This is a genomic window from Pseudanabaena sp. UWO311 (assembly GCF_006937785.1).
Lineage (GTDB): Bacteria > Cyanobacteriota > Cyanobacteriia > Pseudanabaenales > Pseudanabaenaceae > Pseudanabaena.
The window spans coordinates 1-24,221 of record NZ_SJEE01000046.1 but is presented as its reverse complement, the minus strand read 5'-3'; the positions used below and the strand labels follow the sequence as shown (position 1 = coordinate 24,221).

Here is a 24,221-nt window from a genome sequence, read left to right as displayed (position 1 = left end):
GTTTGTAATCAAGCAATACTGCTGCGCTTGCGGGACTCTTTGTAGGAAGTAGTCACATTGCGTAAACCAGACTTCACCATTTGTTGTTCTAAAATTGCAAAAAAGCGGCGGCGATCGCTACCAGTGACAACCGCCTGATTATGCGCCTCAGCTAGGGCAACAGGATAGCCATAGCCTTTTTGGACTTGGGCGAGAATGATTTGTAAAGCTAGCGATCGCAGTTCTACATCCAATGCAGTCCAAGCTGGCATCTCAATTCGAGCGATTTCTGTGCCGACATGGAGATAACAAAAATAGATTTGATGTTCGCCATATTCCTGCAAAATCCTTGCATGGCTTTTCCAAAGCGGGCTACATTCTCCCACTTTTAACAGCCGACTCCATAAAGTGCCATCTCGCAATGGTTGAATTTGACTACAAGGTGCAGAATCGAGAGGCTTAGCATCACAATGGGTCTTGCAGTCGGGTTGCTCAAAAGGACAGATTTGTAACCGCAAAAAATTAGTAGTTTCCGCAGCACGGGGAGCGCTGATATATCCTGCTAGGGGAATTCGTTGAGCTTTCAGGTTATCCCATGCAGCCAGTATATCTGGCAAAAGTTGCGATCGCGCCTCAGCAGCAATCTCGTCAAATTCCCAATGAACCAAAGATCCATCGGTGAAGGCTAATAATGGTGATTTCAGAGAACTCGCAAGAGTTTCCATAGCTAAATTTGCTAGGACGACATTTTCCGCAACCGTGCGTTTAAAAGTCATCCACTGTTCAGTCTGAATTCCCCATTGACGAGCCTTGTATAGGTCTTCCGTTTTATAAAATACTTCAGGCACATTATCCAACAATGGATAAATTCCAGAATTGTAATGAATCGCAACTCGACCAATATTAATCAAATAGCAATAGGCGATTTCATGGCGGCTGGGAGCTATTTGGGAGCCATCGGTAGCTAATACTATGTGTGATGTGGAGATTGGTGATATTACTTGAATTTCTGATAAAGCATCAACTGGTTCAGCACAATTAAAAATATAGCGATCGCGATATTGTTCGCTTTGTTGAATGAGCGATGCTTGATTGACAACTGCTTGATGAAATATGGTTTCTGCGCGATCGAGTTTGACCGTTAATTGCTGAGCTTCTCTCTGCAATTGTTCAGACATCCCTTGCATTTGTCCCATCAACTTCTGTAAATCCAGCATAGTTGCTTATAATTCTTTTTTTAATGTTTTCTGCCGAAATCGGGATAACTAACCCGTTCCTCACTAGATTAACAAACTCAATTTAACAATCCTATAATGATTTGAGAAAGCGCTTTCCTTCGGGGTGCACTGTCACAAATCATTATTAGTTATTCATTTTCTGATAAGCAAACTGACTCAAAAGCCAAAATATAAGACTCAAAAATCCATAGACGAATGTTAGAGGTCTAGCGTTATGCAAATGCTCTTCTTTTAAAGAAAATATTACTTGATAGGAATCAATAAATTGATTGATATGGGTTATATCTTGTTTAGCCGATTCACTAACTTGATTACTTAAAGGAATTTCACCCTGCTCCGTCAACAGCATAACTGTATAGTTTTCTGTAGATTTTGCTTTAGTTACTTTCTCATAGGCCGCTTTTAGAGAGGAAATATTGATAGTTTTACGATACAACATTGTCGTTTGTATTAACAAACAGTTCGGCAACCCTGCTGTACTACGATAGCAATACAATTCACCATCCTGAACAGTAAATACTATCGCTAATGTAGCGATCGCAAAAGCAATACATGTGCCTATTAAAGCCCCATATTTTTTATACGCTGGCATAAAAACAAAGAATTAGTACTATTTACCGCCAAAAAGTGATTGAAAAAACTCGACAATTATATCCCACAAATGATAGTCAGGAAATATATTTATACCTACTAGATTTTTGAAAATATATAGCAAAATCAGGACGGCAATGATTTTTATAATTAATAAACCGATAAATCCAAATGTTTTAGGCTTTTCTTGAGGTCTACTTAAAGAATAACCTTGTACACCTTTAACGCCGATATCATTTGCCAATTTCAAAGACAAATTATCATCAATTCCCTTGAGAACAGCCTGAATTTGAAAAGTTCTACTTACATAGGATATTGCTGTAGCCAATTGTTTCTTCGTTATTGATACAGGTCTTAGAGCAAAGCTACGTTCTAGCTTAATCATCTTTACTGGTAACTCCTGTAATTGGAGTAATGGAAAAAACTTGCCTGTAAAGTTGTCAATTACAACATAACACCCCATCATCTGTAATTCTGTTATAAAAGGAAGTACAAGTGGCTGTTCTTGAGAGAGAATTTCTTCTTCTATCTCAAAATAGAGTCTTTTGGGCGCAACTTTATATTGAGTTAGCCATGCATGGAGTTGAGGAAGAAATTCCTGATCATCAAAAATGTCATTAGATAGATTTACAGAGAGAGTTACAGTAGTCTGGTGAGATAGTATCGAAATTGATTTTTCAACAATAATGCGATCTAACTGATTGAGTAACTGAGTATTTTGAAGAGCAATTAATAATTCTTTGGGCTGTCGTAAGTTTCCTTCCTCGTCGCGCCAACGCACTAACACTTCATTATGCAGAATAACCCCAGTAGCTAAATCATAAACTGGTTGGAACCATAGCTCAAACTTCTCTGCTTCCAACTGAATTTTCGGAAATTCTTCTTCTATCTGAAGCTCGATATGGGCAGTGGTAAGAGGATTAAATTCAGTTTCCATATGAAAGTTAACTATACTTACCCAATATCAATTAATACAAAAAATAAGAGCAGTACGTTGACTGCTCTTATTTTTTAGAAACCAAATCAAACTAAACTGAAACTGTTTGCCACTCTAGTTTGTCCAATGTGTGTGAACGCTCTAGAGCACGCTCGAAACTGTCGAGTTTAGGCTCAATCAAGAAAGGTTCACCAACGTATCCTTGAATTGCTTCTTGGGTTTTCAATCCGTTGCCTGTAATGTAGACAACCGTTACTTCTTCAGGATCAATTTTGCCAACTTCAACTAGTTTTTTGAGAACTGCAATTGTTGTACCACCAGCAGTTTCAGTGAAAATGCCTTCAGTCTCGGCAAGCAACTTCATTGCTTGGATAATTTCATCGTCATTTACAGATTCGATATTGCCGTTAGTCTTGTGCGCGATATCGATCGCGTAGATACCATCCGCAGGATTACCGATAGCCAGACTCTTAGCAATTGTCTTAGGTTTAACAGGAGTAATAAAGTCGCGACCTTCTTTGTAGGCAGCAGCAATTGGAGAACATCCTTCAGCCTGAGCGCCACTGAATCGAACGGGCTTATCATCTATTAAGCCCACCTTCACAAATTCATTGAAACCTTTGTAAATCTTGGTGAACAGAGAGCCAGAAGCTAAAGGCGCAACAATGTGATCGGGTAATTTCCAACCGAGTTGTTCAACAACTTCATAGGCAAGGGTCTTGGAACCTTCAGAATAGTACGGACGGAGGTTGATATTTACAAATCCCCAACCATGAGTATTAGCGACTTCTGAACAAAGACGATTTACTTGGTCGTAATTACCATGTACTGAGAAAACTTTGGGATTGTAAATGGTTGTACCGAGAACTTTACCAGCTTCGAGATCAGAGGGAATGAATACACAACATTCTAAGCCTGCATGAGCTGCGATCGCGGCTGTGGAGTTTGCCAAGTTCCCAGTACTGGCACAAGCAACGGTGGTGAAACCAAGCTCACGAGCGCGGCTGAGAGCTACGGAAACAACTCGATCCTTGAAGCTCAAGGTTGGCATATTTACAGCATCATTTTTAATGTAGAGATTTTTGATGCCGAGACGCTTGGCAAGACGATTTGCCTTGATCAAGGGAGTCATGCCTGTAGATACATCAATATAGTTTTCAGTTTTGACTGGGAGGAAGTCGCGATAACGCCAAATTGAGAGGGGGCCAGCTTGAATTGTTTCACGGCTGACTCTGGCTGCGATGACATCGTAATTATAGGCAACCTCTAGAGGTCCGAAGCACAATTCACAAACGTGCATCGCCTTGGCTTCATATTCTGCACCGCACTCTTTGCACTTGAGATTACTGAAGGTTTCAACGCGATCGCTGGTGTAAGGAGAAACAATCGTTGCAGTCATGTTCTTGGTTGCCTTTCTAATCGTTAAAGGTTTTAATTTGATTTCTTTATTGAAACAAACTCTAACACAGTAATTTTATAGTCGTCAAATATACCAGACTAAAATAGTCGGGTTTTAGTTTTGCCAGCAAAATCATATCTAAAGTCATTTGTCTTAGGTCAAATCAAAAGCCAAGAATTAATTGGCGACGCTCTGCGCTTCAAATTAATTCTTGGCTTTTACAGCGCTTTGCGCTCAAACTCTAGAACAGAAGTGCATCCCAATCGTTAGCAATATGAAAATAGTGGCGATATTCACGCCAATTTTAAGTTTCCAGCACCATTGCAATTTTCTTCGATCGCGATCAATGTAACGGTGGTGACTGTAAATTAGTAGTTAGAACCAAAAACAGCAAAAGCAAAACTATATATGTTTGATGAAATCGCCGATAAATTTGAGGCGGCTTGGAAAAAGTTACGCGGACAGGACAAAATCTCTGACTCCAATATCCAAGGCGCGATTCGCGAAGTACGCAGGGCGCTATTAGAGGCAGATGTCAACTTACAAGTTGTCAAAGAATTTGTCGAGGAAATCTCCAAGCAGGCTCAAGGCGCTGATGTCATCGCAGGTGTGCGCCCTGATCAGCAATTTATCAAGATTGTCTATGACGAATTGGTAAGGACGATGGGTGAGGCAAATGTGCCACTCGCAATTGCTAACAATGCCCCAACGGTAATTTTGATGGCAGGTTTGCAGGGTACGGGTAAAACGACTGCAACCGCCAAATTAGCTTTACATTTACGCAAACTAGAGCGCACTACTTTACTGGTTGCCACAGACGTATATCGTCCTGCGGCGATCGACCAGTTGATCACTCTCGGTAAGCAAATTAATGTACCAGTCTTTGACATGGGTGCAGATGCTGACCCTGTGGAGATTGCGCGTCAGGGCTTGGCAAAGGCTAAGGAATTAGGCGTTAATACCGTGATCGTCGATACGGCAGGACGCTTGCAGATCGATCGCGACATGATGGATGAACTCAAGCGCGTCAAAGATGCAATTAATCCCGATGAAGTGCTGCTAGTTGTCGATGCGATGACAGGGCAAGAGGCGGCAACTCTGACCCGTACTTTCCATGATGAGATTGGGATTACAGGCGCGATCTTGACCAAGATGGATGGCGATACTCGCGGTGGGGCAGCGCTATCTGTGCGGCAAATTTCAGGACAGCCGATCAAATTTATCGGTGTTGGCGAAAAGGTCGAGGCATTACAGCCCTTCTATCCTGAGCGGATGGCTTCGCGGATTTTGGGCATGGGCGATGTGCTGACGTTGGTGGAGAAGGCTCAAGAAGAAATCGATCTCACTGATGCCGCACAACTTCAAGAGAAAATCCTTAAAGCTCAATTTGACTTTGACGACTTCCTCAAGAACACCCGCATGATGAAAAACATGGGTTCCTTCGGTGGAATGTTGAAGATGCTCCCAGGCATGAAAATCAATGACGCACAAATTCAAGAGGCAGAAAAGCAACTCAAGCGTTGTGAGTCGATGATCTCTTCGATGACCAAACAGGAGCGCAAAGATCCTGATCTCATCGCCAAAAGTCCTAGCCGCAAACAACGGATTGCAAACGGTGCTGGTTACAAGCTCCAAGATGTAACTAAGCTCGTCGCTGATTTCCAAAAGATGCGGGCTTTGATGCAGCAAATGGGACAGGGCAAGATGCCGAATTTCCCTGGAATGCCCAATATGGGCGGCGGCGGATTCCCTGGGATGGGTGGCATGGGTAATGATGCTCCATCTGGTAATTCGACCTATGGTAAGAAAAAGAAAAAGAAAAAGGGATTTGGAGAATTATAGTTTGCAAATCTGTAGGGGTTTAGCATTTGCGCCACCATTTCTAAACTCTCCACCAAAATCTCAATTCGCAAATGCTAGACCCTCTAGGCTTTAACCGATCAATTTTCCCTTCGTTTTGAGATTAAGGGCAAAGCATTCCCAAATTCAAAGGATCTAAGAATTTATAAATTTCTGCGGGAATGCTTTGCCCCTGCATAAATGTCTTAATTAATCACCAATTACCAAAATCAAATGCAACCAAAAATCATTATTCATGGCGGCGCAGGTAGCACTGTCGAAAGTAAAGGCGGCTATGAACCTGTCCGCAAATCTCTATTTGCCGTACTCGAAACCGTTTATCCGATGCTGCTAGATGGCGCAAAGGCGATCGATGCTGTCGTCAAGGCTTGTCAAATGCTCGAAGACGATCCTCGATTTAACGCGGGAACTGGCTCAGTATTACAGTCCGATGGACAGGTGCGGATGAGTGCCTCAATTATGGACGGCGATCGCCAAAGTTTTAGTGGTGTGATCAATACGGCGAGAGTTAAAAACCCTATTGATCTCGCTAAACATTTACAAACTAGTGACGATCGCGTTTTATCTGATTACGGCTCGGCGGAACTCACCCGTGAACTCGGCATCCCAATTTATAATCCACTCACTGATGAGCGTCTTGCTGAATGGGTGGAAGAGCGTAAGACCAACTTCACTCGCAAAATGGCAGATGTGGCGATGGGGACAATTGGCGTAGTTGTTCTCGATCAATATGGCAGCATTTGTGCAGGCACATCAACAGGGGGACGAGGCTTTGAGCGCATCGGCAGAGTCAGCGACTCTGCAACCCCTGCGGGTAACTATGCCACCAAGTTTGCAGGCGTAAGCTGTACGGGTGTGGGCGAAGATATTCTCGATGAGGGCTTTGCAACTAGGGTTGTGGTGCGTGTCACCGATGGCATGACGCTCCAGCAAGCTGTCGAAAAGTCGATTAATGAAGCGAAAAGCCGCGATCGCGATTTTGGCGCAATTTGTCTTGACGCTACGGGCGCGATCGCGTGGGGTAAGACCTGTCCTGTATTGTTCGCTGCATATCATGATGGTGAAAAAATGCAAGATACTTTATCTTTATAAAGATCCAGCAATTCTCATTTTCAAAATTGGCTTTGATGAAAGTATTCCGATGGCAGGCTTTCATCAAAGCCAACTAGGATAATTGCAGAACCGACGTTGCAAATATCCTAGTTGGCTTTCACAATGAAAATTGTAGATTGCAAGATGTGATAGTTTTTACCACCTACGACGATGAAAAACTATTTTTGATTGTTGCGATTAATTAAAGATGAGCTAAGCTCTTCAAGAGGCATGAACTGAAACTTTATGAAAGATGTAATCGTGATCGGCGCAGGGATGGCAGGCTTAACCTGTGCTCAACAATTAAAGCAAGCAGGGCTAGATGTCACCATCGTTGAAAAATCCGCAGGTGTGGGCGGACGTATGGCAACTAGACGTTTGCAAGGTACTTGGGTCGATCATGGAGCACAACTGCTTTCAGTTAAGAGTGATAGCTTTGGCAGGTTTGTTCGTAAACTGCAAGAAAAGAGCCTCGTCCAAGAATGGACACGCAATGTTTATCAACTTTCAGCAGCTGGATTGCGTCCGCCCAATGCCGATGAGCGTCATCCTCGATATTGCTGTCCAATGGGTATGACCGCGATCGCCAAATATCTTGCAAACGAAATCCCGATAATCAACAATGCCCGTATTGTGGGTGTTAGTCATAACGATTTTAAATGGCAATTAGTAACTGATCGCCAAGAAGCCCTCGAAACTTCAGCGATCGTGTCCACAATCCCTGCCCCCCAATTTTTGCCGATATTTGAAGAAGTATTAGCACCAGCACCTAGTTTTTTGCAAGCAGTGCAGTCAGTCAAATTTGCCCCCAGTGTGACGATTATGGCTGGCTACAATGCTAGCAATTCAGTGCCTGTAGAATGGCAAGCAATTAGATGTATTGATGATCCGATTCTTGATTGGATTAGCTACGATAGCAGCAAGCATCCAGATAAAGCCGTGCAACCTGTCTTTGTCTTACAAAGTACGGCTGAATTTGCTAAACAATCAATGGAAGAGCCAGATTTAGAAATTGCAGGCAAACCATTGCTTAATCAAGTGGGCAGATTATTAGAAAAATGGTTAGCCAGTCCTGAATGGTGGCAAGTTCATCGTTGGCGATATGCTCTTGCCGAAGAGTCTTTAGGGGTTTCTTGTCTATCCACATCAATTCCTTTATCCCTTGTATGTGCAGGGGATTGGTGTGCGGGCAAAAATATCGAAGCTGCCTATCATTCTGGACTTGCGGCGGCTGAATCTGTGATCGAGTTGCTAAAAGTTTAAACCCCAAGAATAAAAGGGTGTGCTTTGCAAAGACTTTTATTCTTGGCAGGAAATTCTAATCTTATCGTGAGTTCGACGGAGTAGACAAAAGTAAAAGTAAAAGCAAAGCTGAGACCAGCCTAAATTATGCATAACAAGAGGAAAGAGAATAAGAAAAAGAGCCTACAAGCCATTAAAATATAGAAATCTCTTCATTCTCAAAGTAGCCATCTATTTTTATTCTAATTCAGTTTGTCCTTCCCCTTTCGTGAATAATGCAGGCTAGATGCTCACACGTCTAAAGTCGTAGATTTTATAAGAATAAATTGTGGTTAGATCAATCTTTTCACATTTCTAAATTTCCAATCAATCATTGAAAAGGTATCCAATTATGTCTTATACACTAAAGGACGAAGACTACTTGAAATTGTAGATATACATGGGTTTTGTTTTAGGCGATCGCAGTTTGTTGAGATTGAGTTGGGGCGATTTCAGACAGATCTAGTGAGTTGGCTTTGTTTTTTTATTTTGGCGATAAGGATAATGACTAGTCTGGCTATAGAATCTTAGTAGTTGTAATAACTTTTAAAACATGCAAGTTTCTGATAAATCTAGTTTTGAGAATATATCTATAAATAATCTGGAGATAATTCCTAGCTTTGATGCGAAGAATCCGCCAAATCCACAGCTAATTGATGCTTGCGTACATTGTGGATTTTGTTTGTCTACTTGCCCTAGTTATCGTGTCATCGGCAAAGAGACAGATTCACCACGGGGCAGAATTTATTTAATGGATGGAATTAATGAAGGAGATATTCCTTTATCACCTGCGATCGCTCAGCACTTTGATACTTGCTTGGGGTGTCTTGCCTGCGTAACTACTTGCCCTTCAGGTGTGCAATATGACCAATTAATTGAATCAACTCGTTCTCAAGTTGAGAGAAATCATCCGCGATCGCTACCTGAAAAACTATTACGCCAATTTATCTTCTCAACTTTCCCATATCCCAAACGTTTGCGGATTTTGCTTGCTCCTTTATTGGCTTATCAGAAGCTAGGCTTACAAAAATTAGTGCGATCGACAGGATGGCTAGAAAAGTTTCTGCCCAAGCAAATAGCAGCAATGGAATCGGTACTACCCGAACTAACGCCTCAAGCTTTTCAAGACATTTTACCTGAAGTAATTCCTGCAAAGGTCGAAAAGCGTTATCGGGTAGGAATGCTCTTAGGCTGCGTGCAACGTGTCTTTTTGCCAGAGGTGAATAATGCGACTGTACGCGTATTGACTGCAAATGGTTGCGAAGTAGTAGTTCCTAAATTACAGGGCTGTTGCGGAGCTTTATCGCATCATCAAGGACAGGAAGCACAAACTCTGGAATTAGCCAAGCAAACTATCGATGCTTTTGCGAATTTAAGTCTTGACGCAGTTTTAGTTAATGCTTCTGGCTGCGGACATACATTGAAAGAATATGGTCATATTTTGAAAGATGATCCTAACTATGCAGAGAGAGCGAAACTTTTCTCTCAAAAAGTTAAGGATGTTCAGGAGTTTCTGGATCATGTGGGGTTAACAGCTAAGCTCTCCCCTTTGCAAGATCAACCTTTAGCGATCGCCTACCAAGATGCTTGCCATATGCTCCATGGACAGAAGATCAGTCTAGAACCACGCCGTTTACTTCGTCAAATCCCTAATGTGCAACTAAGGGAATCGGTCGATGCATCTTTATGCTGCGGCAGTGCAGGAATCTACAACATTTTGCAGCCGGAAGTTGGGCATGAATTGGGAGAGATGAAGGTGACTAATCTTACGGATACTGGCGCTCAATTAATTGCATCTGCAAATGTGGGCTGTATTACCCAAATTCGCAAGCATTTGAAGTTACAAAATAGAAATGTTCTCCTCATGCACCCAATGGAGCTATTAGATTATTCAATCCGAGGCAAAAAATTGGACAAGTAAAATTTAGCCTAAGTGTCTCAGCAATATAGAAAAGCGGCGCGAAGAACCGCTTTCCTATATTGCTGAGACACTTAAAATTTTGTAGTAACAATACGAGATCTTCCTTCAGCTTTTGCTTCATACAAAGCTTGATCTGCATGATGAATTAATTCTTTAATTGTTGTATCAGCAGAAGGAACGCAAACACTAATGCCAGCACTAATGGTGACAAAAGAGCTGACCTTTGATTTCTCATGAGGAATATTTAAATCCGCGATCGCTTGTAGTGTCATTGCGGCAATTTTTTCAGCATCCTCAGCCATGGCATCAGGCAATAATAAAACAAATTCTTCGCCACCATAACGAGCAGCCATATCCGTTTTCCGCTGAGCCATATTTTTTATGGATTGAGCGACTTGTTGGAGGGAATAATCACCCATTTGGTGTCCATAGTGATCGTTATAAGCTTTGAAGTAATCAATATCTAACAAAATTACAGCAATAGAACGTTGATAACAATATGCTCTCCCAAATTCCTTTTCTATGACAGCATCGAATGAACGGCGATTAGGTATTTCGGTCAGAGCGTCAAGGTAAGATATCTTTTCTAGTTGTTGATTGAGAATCAAGATTTCTTCTTGAGCTAATCTGAGAGACCGTAACTGTTCACGGGATCGGATTGCAAACCATACGGCGATCGCAATGACAACCGAAAATAATCCCCCAAAAACTAGAATTCCTTCTGCAACAAAATTCTTTGTTTTGATGCCATATTGAGTCGTGATATATAATTCAGCCGAATAGAGTGCTTGCCAAAGGCAAATAGTAATCGTAAAGCCTAAAATAGCGAGGATAAGTGGCAGCAATACTGAAGGTGATTTTTGTTCAGTTTTCCAATTCAAATATCTTGCTACTAGAATTAACATTAACCCCACGACGATGAACCCTATCGCCGTATGAATCGCCATCTTGGTTAGATTTCCCCAGCCATAAGCTGTTTCAACATTGGACAGATACCCCAGAAAAGCCACGCTTCCAAGCCCCATGGTTACAGCCCCCAAAAAACTCCCAATTAAGATTTGAGTTATCCTAATTCTCTCAGTTGACATTGTCAGAATGGCAAAGCCACTTAACAAAAAATTTAAAGCAGTATTTGGAGCCATGCGACCAGGTTGAGAAGTGGCGGTCGTAATATAGTGCCGCATAAATAATTCGTCAATATAGAAATTAACCCCAAAAACATGCTGAATTAAGGTTAACCCGCCTAATATAATTGATGCAATCCCAATGTATTTAGCAAATCTTCTGCGATTATTGGCTAAACACATAAGCGCTAGACTGATAAATATAAATCCTAAGGCTGTGTTAAATTGCATTGGCACAAATTTCGGATAGATCTGAATCAACCTTTCAGAACCGATATGCCACCCCAATATTACGCTCAAACCAAGTAATAGCAGTAAAGATGCACCGAAGTTAATGCAAAATATTAAAATAGTGTATCTATGCATCTTTGATAATAATGAGGGACGAATTTGGCTCACATGGCTTTTTCGCAAAATCGCTTATAGAATATTCAATCGAATCATGTAACATCAAGGATATAGAGCGATCGCTTACCAAAAGCCTTTGTTCTACGGAAAAAACATTTTTTGCCGAATAAAACACAAATTTGAGTTTAAATTTTAATTGTCTAGGTTTTGTGAGACTTTAGATAATTAGTATAAGTGAAAAATTATAAATACGATATTGATTAGAAATGGTAAAAGATGGAAGAGCGAAATGAATCTCAGCAGTTTGTGATTAGTCACGAGAAAGAACAAGTAAAAAAACTAAAATTTGCTAAGAATAGTGGCTTTCAGGCTGAACTGAGACGAAGGGTTGACGATCTTTTCCAAAGTAGTGATCTTCGAGAACGTGATTGTCCACAAATGTACACTAAGACAATAATCTTGTTGTCGAGTTTCTTTGGGATATACTCTGGATTAGTCTTCTTGGCTCAGGCATGGTGGCAAGTAATTCCCCTTTCTATTGTGCTAGGTATTATCACTGCAGGAATTGGGTTTAGCATTCAGCACGATGGTGCTCATCATGCCTATTCAAGTGTTGCATGGGTAAATAAGCTCATGTCTATGAGTTTAGATTTGATTGGTGGTAGCTCTTATGTTTGGCATTGGAAACATGATGTGCTGCATCATACCTATGTGAATATTGCTGGTTACGACATGGATTTGGAAGTAGGAATTTTTGGGCGACTTTCTCCTTCTCATGCAAGACTTCCATTTCATCGTTGGCAACAGTATTATCTTTGGTTACTGTATGGTTTATTAGCGATCAAATGGCATTTTTATGATGATTTTTATTGTCTGATCACTGGCAAAATTGGCGATCGCACTTATCCTCGTCCAAAACAAGCCAATCTTGCCATATTTTTTGCTGGGAAGTTAGTCTTTTTTTCAATTGCCTTTTTGATTCCTTTGTTATTTCATTCGATCTGGCTAGTTTTAGCTAGTTATGGACTAGTTGCTGTAACTTTAGGAATTGTGCTTAGTGTAGTTTTCCAACTAGCTCATGTAGTCGAAGAGGCGAATTTTCCGACACCAGTTGCGGAAGCTAACATTATTGATAATGACTGGGCTATTCATCAGATTGAAACTACAGTGAACTTCTCGCGCAATAATGCTTATGTGACGTGGTTGCTGGGTGGACTCAATTTCCAAATTGAGCATCACCTATTCCCCAATATTTGTCATATTAACTATCCTGTAATTTCTAAAGTCGTTGAGCAGACTTGTCAAGAATTTGGGGTGAAATACAACCAGCATAGTTCTCTATGGGCAGGATTCTTATCTCACTATCGTTGGCTACGGAAGATGGGGACACATAGCTCTTTGCAATCAAATCCGAACCAATAAATTACTGTTGCAAAAAAAAGAAAGAGCGCTTCGCGCTCTTTCTTTTTTTTATTAATAACTATCGGTTTTGCTAACTGTTGTATTAATTAGTTGCTGGTTGGCTTGATTGAGTCGATCTGCGATCGCTTCTCTCATATCGCGGGCAACTTCTGAGTCAGCCAGAACATCCTGCGCCATTTCACGATATTCAGCACTGGTGGTGAGGTCAACTTGATCAAGTTGATTGAGATTCTCATATACAGTCTCTGGGGAGACCAACACATTACTTTCCATAAATTATTCCTATTCTATATTTACTCTAGATCTATAGCGCTTTGCGCTCGATCTAAAACCAAATAATTTTTAAAAACTCTGCGAAGCAGAGTTTTTAAAAATTATTTGGTTTTAAGGCAAATCTGTGTCACCCATGAGATAGCGATCGCATTCACGAGCAGCACCACGACCTTCATTAATTGCCCAGACGATCAGACTTTGACCACGGCGACAGTCTCCCGCTGCAAAAACACTGGGAAGACTGGTGGTGAATTGACCATGATTAGCTTTGACGTTACTCCGAGGATCACGCTCCACACCGAGAGAATCAAGGAGTGGTTGCTCTGGGCCAAGGAAACCCATTGCTAATAGGATGATCTGAGCAGGAATTACCTTTTCAGTACCAGCCACTTGCCTAGGAATAAACTGACCCTTGTCATTTCGTTCCCATTGAACTTGCACAGTGTGGACAGCCTTAACCTGACCGTTTTCATCTCCCTCGATCTTAGTTGCAGTAGTGATATAAGCTCTAGGATCGTCACCAAACTTTGCACTTGCTTCCTCTTGTCCATAGTCCATCTTGTAGACTTTGGGCCATTCTGGCCAAGGATTATCTTTCGCACGGGTCTCTGGTGGCTTAGGCATGATTTCCAACTGAACTACGCTATTACAGCCATGTCGGATTGATGTGCCAACGCAGTCGGTTCCTGTATCACCACCGCCGATGATCACAACATCCTTACCCTTAGCAGAGATAAAATCATCCCCTGCCTTACCGTTAATCACTGCCTTAGTATTTGCCGTCAGAAATTCCATGGCAAAATGAATGCCTTTGAGTTCACGCCCTTCAATACTTAAATCTCGGGGCTTCGTTGCTCCAGTACAGATTACGACTGCATCAAATTCTTTTAGCAAGTCTTCCGCAGGCATATCTTTGCCAATTTCGGTATTGCAAACAAATTTCACACCCTCTTTCTCAAGGATATCCAAACGGCGTAAGACTACTTTCTGCTTGTCCAATTTCATGTTGGGAATGCCATACATCAATAATCCGCCAGGACGATCAGCACGTTCATAAACTGTTACCCAATGTCCTGCCTTATTTAGCTGGGCAGCTGCACTCAATCCTGCGGGGCCAGAACCAATGACGGCGACTTTCTTGCCAGTACGTTTAGCAGGAGGCTCAGGAACGATCCAGCCCTCTTCCCAACCCTTGTCGATGATCGAATACTCGATATTCTTAATCGTTACAGGTGGATTTGTGATTCCCAAGACACATGAGCCCTCGCATGGCGCAGGACAAACACGACCTGTAAATTCTGGGAAATTATTAGTTTTATGCAAACGGTCAAGGGCTTCACGCCAAAGTCCGCGATATACCAAGTCGTTCCATTCAGGAATTAGATTATTGACTGGGCAGCCGCTTGCCATGCCACTGATTAGATTTCCTGTATGACAAAACGGTGTACCACAGTCCATGCATCGAGCGCCTTGTGTACGGAGATTTTCATCAGGCATATGGACATGAAATTCATCCCAATTTTTGATGCGATCGCTTGGTGGTATTTCCGTCGGTGCTTCGCGGAGGTACTCAATAAATCCTGTCGGTTTTCCCATTGCTTTTCGTTTCTATGTTTTGACAAATCGGCTACTTGACAAACAGCCAATAAAGTATTTTTAAACTGCTTAACTGGTTCCGATCACATTATACGGGTTTCCTTAACATTAGTTAATGATTAAGGGAGGCATTGCCCACCCTATCAAGTATTTGAGTGCAAATCGGGGTAATTTTTTTGTTTAGATAGAGATTATCAAAAAAGCAAAAATCGCAAGGCAACATATATAGCTGCGGCGACAAGCTGCAAGATCATCACAGGAATGCCATAACGCAAAAATGTCTTAAATGAAATTCTTCGCCCATGTTGTTCAGCGACACCTGCAGCGACAATATTTGCCGAAGCTCCCACTAAGGTTCCATTACCACCAAGAGTTGCTCCATACATCATCGCGTAAAACAGTGGTAAGACGACCGCTGGTAACTGTCCTGTAAAATCGGGAGAGATAATCTCCGCGCCAGCTAAACCAACATTAACTACATACTGCTTGAGCAAAGGAACCATTGCCACAACAAGGGGAATATTTGGTACAACACTAGAAATCAATCCAACAAAAAAGATCAAAAGAATCGAACCAAGGGCGATATTTTTTCCTAAAATTGCGGCTAAAATTCCTGACATACTGCCAATGACACCTGTTTTTTCGAGTCCGCCAATCAGCACGAAAATACACATAAAGAAAATCAAGGTACTCCAATCGACATCTCGCAAAATATGCTGTACAGAGTCGATTTTGCAATGGTGCGATAGCATCAGCGCCAAGGCGGCTCCTAATAAAGCCACAGTTGCTGGGGTGACAGGAATTGGCAATGATTCGCCAATCACAAAAAACATCAGCACAAAAGCCGTAATAATTGCCCCCACTATCAGTACACGGGGATGATTGATCGTGGGATGAGGCAGGCGCTCAAGGTTTTCTAATTTTTTGTTCCAGATTTTGCGAAATAGGAATGGCAATATCGCCACAATCACTCCAACAGCGATCGCACCACCAAGGCTTAGTTTGAGTAAATAATCGACAAAGCTCATATTGATCGCATCACCGACAATATAAGTGGCAGGATCGCCAACGATAGTTAATAAGCCTGAGCTATTCGCCACAAATACCAACAAAATTAGTAACGGCACAAAATCCACGCCGATTTCTTCAGCCATAGGTGGAATCAGCGGTGCTAGTAACATTACCGTTGTCGCGTTGGGTAACACGGCACAGATTGGAGTAGTAATAGCGACTATACCTAATAGCAAGCGATCGCCTCTTCCTTTGGCGATAATTACCATCTGGGTGGCAAGATACTCAAAAACTTTTGTTGGTTGAAAGGCTCGTACCATCACCATCACGCCGAAGAAAAGTCCCAGCGTACCGTGGCTTTTACCAATGTACGCAATGGCTTCAGGCATGGTCATTACATTAGCTACGATCAAAATGAGCGCACCTAGAAAAGCGGCGATCGTAAAATGTATCCACTCAGTAATCAGTAGAACGATCACGCTGATAAAGGTAACCAGCGACAATATTGCTTGCCAAGTAGCCATTCTAGTTAAATCTGTATTGAAATAGATCCGTTGTCAGTAAAGGTAGGATATTACCAACCTAAAGTAAAGGCGGCGCGTTTCGCGTCGCCTTTACTTTAGGTTGACTCTACAAAAAAGTGACTAGAGTATCAAGAGATAAAGTTACAAAAGAATTATTTTGTAATAGATCCGTCAATAATTGGCTGGGCGAATTGATTGCTTCCAATAAACGTTCTTTAAACGCCAAATTTTCCTGAGACTGATAGCGGATTTCTAATTTAAGAATTGTTAGGCGATCGCTTTCCGATGCATCAGCATATCGTTGTGAATATTGCTCAGATAATTGCTCAAAGATTTGATGGAGTTCTTCAAGGAGAATATGTTCTTGGAGAATCTCTGAGCCATACTTTTCTAATTCTGAACCTGCATTTCCCTTGCTAAGCAATTTTACAAAATCACCCTGAGCAAATTTTGCCTTGGGATTAAACGGACGGCGATCGCTAAATTTTCTAAGAATGTAATCAGGCAGGCTTCTCAAAACATGTTTTAAATAGATAGAATCACAGATCACATCATCCAACTTAGTATCGCTATCAATCATCCATTCTTCAATACAAGCATCCGTAAAATTTGCAGAACTAAAGTCAGTTCCTAAAGCCTTGACCCGAAATAGATCAGCACCCTCAAGATTTGCGCTAGAAAGATTAGCTTTGCCAAGATTAACCGCAAATAGTCTTGCCTTCTGTAAACTTGCACCACTGAGATTTGCTTCAAAAAGGTTCGCAAAATCAAGATTTGCTTCACTGAGATTAGCACCACTCAGATTCGCTTCTTTTAGATTAGTTTGATTGACATTCACTAAAGGAACTGCATTTCCCAGCAACAGAGCCTGCATATTTTTTGCTTTAACAAATTCTGGAATACCAAGGCTGAGATTCGCTTTGTGTAAATTAGCATTACAAAGATTTGCGTTAGCCAGATTTGCTTCACAAAGAAGCACTTCAGTCAAATCTGCATTCTGGAGCGTTGCATTTTGTAGTTCAGCTCCGCTCAATGATGCACCACTTAGATTAGCTGCATTGAGATTTGCCCCACTCAGTTTTGCTCCAAATAAAGTTGCCTCACTGAGATTAGCATTGCTGAGATTAACTTCACTAAGATTAGCCCCACTGAGGTTAGCTTTACGCAGATTAGTTCCACAGAGATCGGCTTTCTCAAAGTTAGCTCCAGCCGCACTAAATCTTTGCCCTTTATCGCCATGACTGTCTAACCACAGTTGGTGCTTGGCTAAATTGTCTTTTAGAGTTGCTCTAAAAATTAGCATAGTGGATCTCTTATTTAGGTAAGTTGTCGATAGGCGCTAAAAGGGATTCCAGTACGTTTTTTGATATCCATAATTGATTTAAATTCGCCACGTTGTTTCCGCTCTTCAGCGATCGCGATCGCAACTTGTGATTCCATTCCAATTGCGATCAATTCGTCAACGGACATGGAGTTAACCCGCTTCCATGAATAACCTAACTCTTTCCGATAGTCGTAGCTAAAAATGACCATTGGCTCAATTTTTTGGAGAGTGGCGTTCGGAATTTCGAGAATGTCATGGAGTTCTTCAAGACTGGTGAAAATATGTCCTTCAGATCGCAAAGATTCAATATCATTGGCATAAACGATTGGTAATCCCAAAACGTTAACTAAGTCATTCTTGGAGCAGCTATTGATCTCAATCTTGGGGCGATTAGCTGCGATCGCCTGAAATAATTTGTAATCTTCAGGTAATGGTAAATGCTTTGGATAAGTTTTTGTTAAGTATTCACGTTTTAAAGCAAAGGCTGTAGCAATTTGGGCAAACCAAACAATTGTTGCAAAGCTAGAAAGATATGGGGATGAGTACAAAACAACTCCAGCAGTAACGAAGCCCGCCCCGATACCAATCCAAATATTAGAGCCAGCTTTTACACCAGCATAGGCGATCGCACCACCACCCAATGCTGGTAAAAAAGACCACCAAACCCATGTTGGCGTTTGATCAAACCATGAAGGTTGAGACATAATGATTAAAATGATACTGGTGTATTGGGGATTAGCTTTTAGCTCTCAAGCTCATTTACTAACAGCTATACTAATCGCTAAATATTTTTAAGTAGCTTTTTTCGTTTCTCTTCATACTCTTCAGCTGTGATGATACCATCATCATAAAGTCTTTTGAGATCGCCAAGTGCAGCCGTAGAGTCTCTGACCGAAGCTGTGGCTTGATTGGTTACACCGTTAAATTTAAGATTAAATTCAGAATCTGCCATCACAAGTAGCATAATAAACTCAATAAAAGCGGCGAGAGATGGGATACCTGTCCAACAAAACAGTAGGTAAACTATTCCCCATCCAGATTGTCCTAGATAAAATTTGTGCGCTCCAAAGGCTCCTAAGAAAAAGCACCAAAGAATCGCATTAGTTCTAGTCCTCATTACCATTTTCCTTTTTACTGATATTAATGTGGTTACGGGCTTATCTTACTGTCTTGGAAATCTTTTTAGATAGTAAATATACTACAAGGATTCCCAGTTTCGCTTCGAGTAAAGCTATGGAAATTTGCAAATAAGGATGCATGTCGGGATTAGAGTTGAGGGCAAATGCGGCAATTCCTACAAGAGCAAAAGGTAAGAATCTCAAGTTTTTGCCTATGGGTTTCACTCTCAAATGTTTAACAATAGATATCATTGCTTTTTCTCCGCAATAGCAATCTCTAAGATAATGCCCTATGTACATTTAAAACTCAATGCCTCGATAGATATCCGCGATCTAAGCAGTGTTAGTCTCTGTGCGTATCAACTAGCATCTGCTATCGACAGATTAATAGATTGCTCAGACTCTTCTCGTTGATGTTGTACTTGGTTAAAAATATCTTCAACTGTGAACTGATCTAGCCATTGATGCCGATCCTTTGTGTAGTCACCTGCTCCTAGCTCAAACTGCCGCACAAATCTGATCATGCCATCAAAGCCAAGAGCGTCATTCAAAGCTTGATATCCCAATCGATTAATTTCTAGAGGTGTCATCATTTTTTAATCCCCTTGAGTTTTGCTAACATCAATAAACCATTGCACAGGATTGCTTACCTTAACCCTTAGCTGATCACTGTATTTAATAGATCGTTTTAATAAGCGATCATCAGTCGTCAAGAAAACATCCACACCACCAAACTCTGCACTAGCAACATGAGCGGCATCAAACGATTTAAACCCAATTTCAGTTAATTCAATCACACGTTGCTTAATTTCATTTGCAAGAATAATTTTCTCTTTAGCAATAGAAATTGCTAACTTTAGTTGTTCTAGCCTCTTAATATTCGGGGTTTTAGCGATTTCTAAGTCAATCACCTCACTACTAATCAACAACCATTCTCCAACTCGACATTTTCGATAAATCGATAGGATGGCTTCGGTCTCCAACCTTATCCGATCCTGTTGTGAATCGTCTAACGGTCGATTTAGGCAACAGACATCCATGTAAATTCGATATTTCACAATCAGTAGTGTGTGCTTTAACTGTGGAGTATACGTAAGTTGACCACGCATACTAAGTTTACCAATATGATAATGCTCTATTTTTAGTTAAAACTCAAGCCCACGATAAATTTCAGCGATCGCTAATTCAATATTTAGGGAATCTAATACAATCGACTGATCTAAACCATCAAAATCACTGTATGTCCAGATTTGGGCTTGTTTACTATATCGTTCAACAAAAATTTTATTTTGGCGAATTAGCAAGTATTCACAGAAACTTGGAATAGAACGATACATCCGAAACTTATCAGTGCGATCATATTCTTCGGTTGAAGGGGAGAGTACTTCGACAATTAGAAGCGGATTTAAGACTTCATCCTCACGCTCAGTATTAAATTGTAACGCCCCATTAAAAACCATCGCATCTGGGTATACACCACGCCGATAAGCAGGAATCCATAGTCGTAAATCATTGTTAATTGCTTCAAAGTTTGTGTTTTGCAGCTTACTATCCAGAAGATTAAGCATATTCCGACTAAGACGGCTATGTTTAACAGTTCCACCACTCGTCGCAATAATTTCTCCATCGTGGTACTCACATTTTTCTTCAGAGGCATCAGCGATCGCACGATATTCATCGAGACTGTAACGGCGTTGAATGGTGGCAGTCATGGATTTGTTACCTAAAGACAACATTTATATTCTAGCGTCACGATCAATTTATGGTAAGGATAGTCGGCGCGAAGCGCCGACTATCCTTAAATATTTAGCATTTTTACTTGGTTGCAAGTCGCGATAGAATAAACAATAGCTGAATATTTGATTAGGAGTTGGTTTTGATTTCTTCAGCAGCACTTTCGGAGAGTATAAATTCTGATAACTTAGAGCGCGATCGCGAACTGGATTTATTCACGCATCGATCGCATTTTCCTGCTTTAGAAAATCGTACTTACTTTAATTACGGTGGACAGGGGGTGATGTGTGGGGCATCTCTAGATTCGATCACCAAAAATTTTCGACATATCGAGTCACTAGGATGTTTTTCCAATGCCGCTGGGGATTGGATGATGCCCGAATATGACGCGACTAAGGTCGCGATCGCTCAAGAATTTCAAGTCAGCCCAACCACAATTACACTAACCGAAAATACAACCGTTGGCTGCAATATCGCCCTATGGGCAGTGGATTGGCAACAAGGCGATCGCTTATTACTATCAGACTGTGAACACCCTGGGATCATTGCGGGTGCGATCCAAATTCAAAAACGCTTCGGCATCGAAATTGACTATTTTCCCTTGACCAATACCCGCAATAGTAGCTCTGAAGGTAAAGATAGTGAGGCAGTTGTTGATCTATTAGTGCAGCATTTGCATCCTAAAACTCGCATGGTGATGCTGAGTCATATTTGCTGGAATACAGGACAGGTTGTGCCACTGAAGGCGATCGCCAAGGCTTGCCACGATCAGAATGTGTTAGTTGCCGTTGATGCTGCGCAGTCGGTGGGTGTATTGCCATTAAATCTTGCTGATAGTGAAGCGGATTTTTATGCATTTACCACACATAAATGGTGGTGCTCACCGCTTGGATTAGGAGCTTTGTATATTCGTCCTGAAATATTTGATGCGATCGAGCCAGTATTTGTCGGTTGGCGTGGACTAACAGGTAAATATCCAACTAGTCATAACCCAATTGTGCAATGGCGACAAGATGGTGCAAAGTTTGAGGTTGCTAGCTCAACCTATGCTCTTTATGAAGCAATGCGAATTGCGATCGCTCATGCAAATAGTTGGGGGACACAAATGCAACGATATCAGCGTATTTGTCAACTAAGCAAAATTTTATGGGAGCGATTAGATGCTTTACCCCATATTGATTGCATCAGGCAATTGCCACCAGAGTCGGGACTAATTTCTTTTAAGGTGAATCAAGAGTTAGCGCAAAGTGCGATCGCGAAAAAGCCTCATTCATTAATTGCTAAACAATTAGAATCTGAACATCAAATTTTAATCCGAGCTCTTCCCGATCCAGATTGCTTAAGAGCTTCCGTTCACTATCTCACTTCCATTGCTGATATTGATCGTCTCGTCTCAATTTTTGAAGCGATGAATTAAATCTTCTCTTCCGATTCCTCTCATTAAGATAGTGAGGAATTCAGATTCTCAACTTTCAATTAAATCTATAAAACCTCTGCTATGTCCATATTCTCGCAAGCTCCTCAACAAAATCCTGATAAAAAAGATCAAACACTATCGCGATCGCAGGTACTAATTGCGATGGCAGTGACTGCAATTATCTTTTTGGGAATCTCTAAAGGTTGGGTGTACTTAACGGGCATACCTATGGTTCCACTTCGTTGGCAGCCAGAACATGCAGCGATCGGTGCAGGAATAGGCATAGGGGTTGCTTTGCTTAGCAGCTTTATTTATGAAGTTTGGGAAAGCTATCGCATTGCCGCGCAAGAATATCTAGAAATGGTACTGAAACCATTAGAACCAGTTGATCTAATTTGGTTAGGTTTATTACCAGGACTAAGCGAAGAAATGTTGTTTCGCGGTGTGGCATTACCAGCACTGGGTATGAATGGAATTGCTTTGGTTATTACCAGTGTTGTATTTGGGGCGCTACATATGGCAAGTGCTAAGCATTTGTCCTATACCGTTTGGGCGATCGCTGTTGGTATGATGCTTGGAGCCGTCACGATGTATACAGGTAATCTATTATCGGCAGTCATTGCCCACATACTTACAAATTCACTTTCAGGGCTCATTTGGAAATACAAACAATCTAAGAGCTAGACTTTTTTATAGATTTCATCATATAGATTTTTTGCGATCGCATATTTTTTTTTACGTGTTTGGGGATTTTCGCCTTATACAAAAATTGTTTGTGATCTGCGACAACGGGGCGAGCACGGGGAGCCTCGCCCCTAACGATTTTTGTTTTAAATGGTGAATGGAATAGAACGGAAATAAATTTTATCATTTTTCATGTAGGGGCGATGCCCCCGTGCTCGCCCCTTCTATGCCAATCGCCAATAATTTATCGCCGCGCGATCGCAATTTTCATTTCATCGATAATTTATGACCGTGCGATCGCAATTTTCATTTCATCGATAATTTATGACCGTGCGATCGCAATTTTATCAACCCATTGGGAAATTGTCGCCGCATACAAAAATTGTTGGCGATCTGCGACAACGGGGCGAGCACGGGGGCATCGCCCCTACCATTTTGGGGTGTGGGTGGGTGTCTGAACTAAATCTATGCTGCTACTCTTATTTTTCTTTTTCTGGGTGAAGGAGATCGGATTCCCATGATGACGGATTATTTGTTATGTACTGTCGTATGTGATCGCAGGATTCGCGATCACGGATAATGTGTTCATAATAGTTCCTTTGCCATAGTCTACCTATAAAGGGCTGCCATTGTTCTTGATGAACGCCATGTCTATATTTTGCGGTTGTAAAGGATTTGAATCGATGGATGATTTCTCCTAATTTCATAATTGGTTCTGTTTGTAATGATTTCAGAACGATAATGCCGTGGATATGGTTTGGCATCAGGACAAAGGCATCTAATTCTAGGTTTGGATAATGGAATTGCAGTTCTTCCCAAATTGTCTGTACCATTGTTCCCGCAGGATTTGGGTACATAATGCCATCAGCGATCGCGCCTAATAGGGGTTGGCGTTGATGAATGCAAATGGTGATGAAATATGCGCCTGTCTGTGAATAGTCGTATCCTTTGAGACGAACGGAACGGCGATGGTGTATGTCTGGATTGTAGGACATGGCGAATTTTTTTGGAGGCGATCGCAATTTTATCAACCCATTGGTAAATTGTCCCCGCATAAAACAATGGTTTTTGATCTGCGACAAAGGGGCGAGCACGGGGGGCATCGCCCCTACCGTTTTTGGATTTAAATGGTAAATAGAATGGAATGGGGATAAATTTCATCATTTCACCCGTAGGGGCGATGCCCCCGTGCTCGCCCCTTCTATGCCAATCGCCAATAATTTACAGCAAATTCCGATCAAACACGCCACAAGTCTAGTAATCTAAAGCATCACTAAAGTTAAACAAAATATGTCAGCATATTCGCTTGATTTACGGCACAAGATATTAAATGCATGGCAAAATAAAG

At 41.4% G+C, this 24,221-nt stretch carries 23 protein-coding genes; 8 read left to right on the top strand and 15 right to left on the bottom strand.

Annotated features, from left to right (window positions below):
* Positions 1 to 8: 8 nt before the first annotated feature.
* The 4 genes from PseudUWO311_RS22545 to thrC all read right to left on the bottom strand — a co-directional run bounded on the left by PseudUWO311_RS22545 (position 9) and on the right by thrC (position 4,144).
* Positions 9 to 1,196 carry a DNA double-strand break repair nuclease NurA gene (locus tag PseudUWO311_RS22545; protein WP_142657475.1) on the bottom strand — a complete coding sequence of 396 codons (1,188 nt, stop codon included), beginning with the start codon at positions 1,194 to 1,196 and terminating at the stop codon, positions 9 to 11.
* 145 nt (positions 1,197 to 1,341) lie between these two features.
* The gene (locus PseudUWO311_RS22540; RefSeq protein WP_142657474.1) at positions 1,342 to 1,809 is read right to left on the bottom strand and encodes a hypothetical protein; all 468 of its coding nucleotides are present in this window, start codon (positions 1,807 to 1,809) and stop codon (positions 1,342 to 1,344) included.
* A gap of 18 nt (positions 1,810 to 1,827) precedes the next feature.
* On the bottom strand, positions 1,828 to 2,745 hold the full coding sequence (locus PseudUWO311_RS22535; RefSeq protein WP_142657473.1) for an EAL domain-containing protein: 918 nt from the start codon (positions 2,743 to 2,745) through the stop codon (positions 1,828 to 1,830).
* A 91-nt stretch (positions 2,746 to 2,836) separates the two neighbouring features.
* Complete coding sequence (gene thrC / locus PseudUWO311_RS22530) at positions 2,837 to 4,144, bottom strand: threonine synthase (protein WP_142657472.1); 1,308 nt, start codon at positions 4,142 to 4,144, stop codon at positions 2,837 to 2,839.
* A gap of 408 nt (positions 4,145 to 4,552) precedes the next feature.
* Here thrC and ffh point away from each other — a divergent pair, with 408 nt between their 5' ends.
* The 4 genes from ffh (at position 4,553) to PseudUWO311_RS22510 (ending at position 10,298) form a co-directional block, all read left to right on the top strand.
* Positions 4,553 to 5,986, top strand: coding sequence for a signal recognition particle protein (gene ffh, locus PseudUWO311_RS22525; RefSeq protein WP_142657471.1), 1,434 nt, complete (start codon positions 4,553 to 4,555; stop codon positions 5,984 to 5,986).
* Between the two features lie 231 nt (positions 5,987 to 6,217).
* Positions 6,218 to 7,096, top strand: a complete 879-nt coding sequence (locus PseudUWO311_RS22520; RefSeq protein ID WP_142657470.1) for an isoaspartyl peptidase/L-asparaginase — start codon at positions 6,218 to 6,220, stop codon at positions 7,094 to 7,096.
* A gap of 246 nt (positions 7,097 to 7,342) precedes the next feature.
* A complete protein-coding gene (locus PseudUWO311_RS22515) occupies positions 7,343 to 8,359 on the top strand; it encodes an NAD(P)/FAD-dependent oxidoreductase (protein WP_142657469.1) in 1,017 nt (338 codons plus the stop codon).
* A 571-nt stretch (positions 8,360 to 8,930) separates the two neighbouring features.
* Positions 8,931 to 10,298, top strand: a complete 1,368-nt coding sequence (locus tag PseudUWO311_RS22510; RefSeq protein WP_142657468.1) for a (Fe-S)-binding protein — start codon at positions 8,931 to 8,933, stop codon at positions 10,296 to 10,298.
* A 71-nt stretch (positions 10,299 to 10,369) separates the two neighbouring features.
* Here the strand turns inward: PseudUWO311_RS22510 and PseudUWO311_RS22505 are convergent, their stop codons facing one another.
* On the bottom strand, positions 10,370 to 11,653 hold the full coding sequence (locus tag PseudUWO311_RS22505) for a GGDEF domain-containing protein (RefSeq protein ID WP_190303623.1): 1,284 nt from the start codon (positions 11,651 to 11,653) through the stop codon (positions 10,370 to 10,372).
* 393 nt (positions 11,654 to 12,046) lie between these two features.
* On the opposite strand from PseudUWO311_RS22505, the gene PseudUWO311_RS22500 reads away from it, so the two are divergent.
* Positions 12,047 to 13,192: a fatty acid desaturase family protein gene (locus PseudUWO311_RS22500; RefSeq protein WP_142657466.1), complete on the top strand. Its 1,146-nt coding sequence runs from the start codon at positions 12,047 to 12,049 to the stop codon at positions 13,190 to 13,192.
* 51 nt (positions 13,193 to 13,243) lie between these two features.
* On the opposite strand, the gene PseudUWO311_RS22495 is transcribed toward PseudUWO311_RS22500, so the two are convergent.
* The 9 genes from PseudUWO311_RS22495 to PseudUWO311_RS22455 all read right to left on the bottom strand — a co-directional run bounded on the left by PseudUWO311_RS22495 (position 13,244) and on the right by PseudUWO311_RS22455 (position 20,750).
* Entirely contained in the window at positions 13,244 to 13,465 is a 222-nt protein-coding gene (locus tag PseudUWO311_RS22495; RefSeq protein WP_190303622.1) for a hypothetical protein, read from the bottom strand.
* Positions 13,466 to 13,576: 111 nt separating this feature from the next.
* Positions 13,577 to 15,061, bottom strand: a complete 1,485-nt coding sequence (locus PseudUWO311_RS22490; RefSeq protein WP_142657465.1) for a glutamate synthase subunit beta — start codon at positions 15,059 to 15,061, stop codon at positions 13,577 to 13,579.
* Between the two features lie 194 nt (positions 15,062 to 15,255).
* Complete coding sequence (locus tag PseudUWO311_RS22485; protein ID WP_142657464.1) at positions 15,256 to 16,596, bottom strand: SLC13 family permease; 1,341 nt, start codon at positions 16,594 to 16,596, stop codon at positions 15,256 to 15,258.
* 106 nt (positions 16,597 to 16,702) lie between these two features.
* A complete protein-coding gene (locus PseudUWO311_RS22480) occupies positions 16,703 to 17,899 on the bottom strand; it encodes a pentapeptide repeat-containing protein (protein ID WP_142657463.1) in 1,197 nt (398 codons plus the stop codon).
* A gap of 14 nt (positions 17,900 to 17,913) precedes the next feature.
* Complete coding sequence (locus tag PseudUWO311_RS22475) at positions 17,914 to 18,624, bottom strand: helix-hairpin-helix domain-containing protein (RefSeq protein WP_142657462.1); 711 nt, start codon at positions 18,622 to 18,624, stop codon at positions 17,914 to 17,916.
* 77 nt (positions 18,625 to 18,701) lie between these two features.
* Positions 18,702 to 19,037, bottom strand: a complete 336-nt coding sequence (locus PseudUWO311_RS22470; protein ID WP_142657461.1) for an NINE protein — start codon at positions 19,035 to 19,037, stop codon at positions 18,702 to 18,704.
* 360 nt (positions 19,038 to 19,397) lie between these two features.
* The gene (locus PseudUWO311_RS22465; RefSeq protein ID WP_219817763.1) at positions 19,398 to 19,631 is read right to left on the bottom strand and encodes a hypothetical protein; all 234 of its coding nucleotides are present in this window, start codon (positions 19,629 to 19,631) and stop codon (positions 19,398 to 19,400) included.
* A gap of 3 nt (positions 19,632 to 19,634) precedes the next feature.
* Positions 19,635 to 20,147 carry a PIN domain-containing protein gene (locus PseudUWO311_RS22460; protein WP_223807699.1) on the bottom strand — a complete coding sequence of 171 codons (513 nt, stop codon included), beginning with the start codon at positions 20,145 to 20,147 and terminating at the stop codon, positions 19,635 to 19,637.
* Between the two features lie 36 nt (positions 20,148 to 20,183).
* A complete protein-coding gene (locus PseudUWO311_RS22455) occupies positions 20,184 to 20,750 on the bottom strand; it encodes a Uma2 family endonuclease (RefSeq protein WP_142657460.1) in 567 nt (188 codons plus the stop codon).
* A gap of 164 nt (positions 20,751 to 20,914) precedes the next feature.
* Here PseudUWO311_RS22455 and PseudUWO311_RS22450 point away from each other — a divergent pair, with 164 nt between their 5' ends.
* From PseudUWO311_RS22450 to PseudUWO311_RS22440, 3 genes are all read left to right on the top strand, one after another.
* Positions 20,915 to 22,189 carry an aminotransferase class V-fold PLP-dependent enzyme gene (locus tag PseudUWO311_RS22450; protein ID WP_142657459.1) on the top strand — a complete coding sequence of 425 codons (1,275 nt, stop codon included), beginning with the start codon at positions 20,915 to 20,917 and terminating at the stop codon, positions 22,187 to 22,189.
* Between the two features lie 81 nt (positions 22,190 to 22,270).
* Positions 22,271 to 22,873, top strand: coding sequence for a CPBP family intramembrane glutamic endopeptidase (locus PseudUWO311_RS22445; RefSeq protein WP_142657458.1), 603 nt, complete (start codon positions 22,271 to 22,273; stop codon positions 22,871 to 22,873).
* 203 nt (positions 22,874 to 23,076) lie between these two features.
* A complete protein-coding gene (locus tag PseudUWO311_RS22440; protein WP_142657457.1) occupies positions 23,077 to 23,331 on the top strand; it encodes a hypothetical protein in 255 nt (84 codons plus the stop codon).
* A gap of 21 nt (positions 23,332 to 23,352) precedes the next feature.
* Here the strand turns inward: PseudUWO311_RS22440 and PseudUWO311_RS22435 are convergent, their stop codons facing one another.
* Entirely contained in the window at positions 23,353 to 23,868 is a 516-nt protein-coding gene (locus tag PseudUWO311_RS22435) for a transposase (protein WP_142657456.1), read from the bottom strand.
* Positions 23,869 to 24,221: the final 353 nt, after the last annotated feature.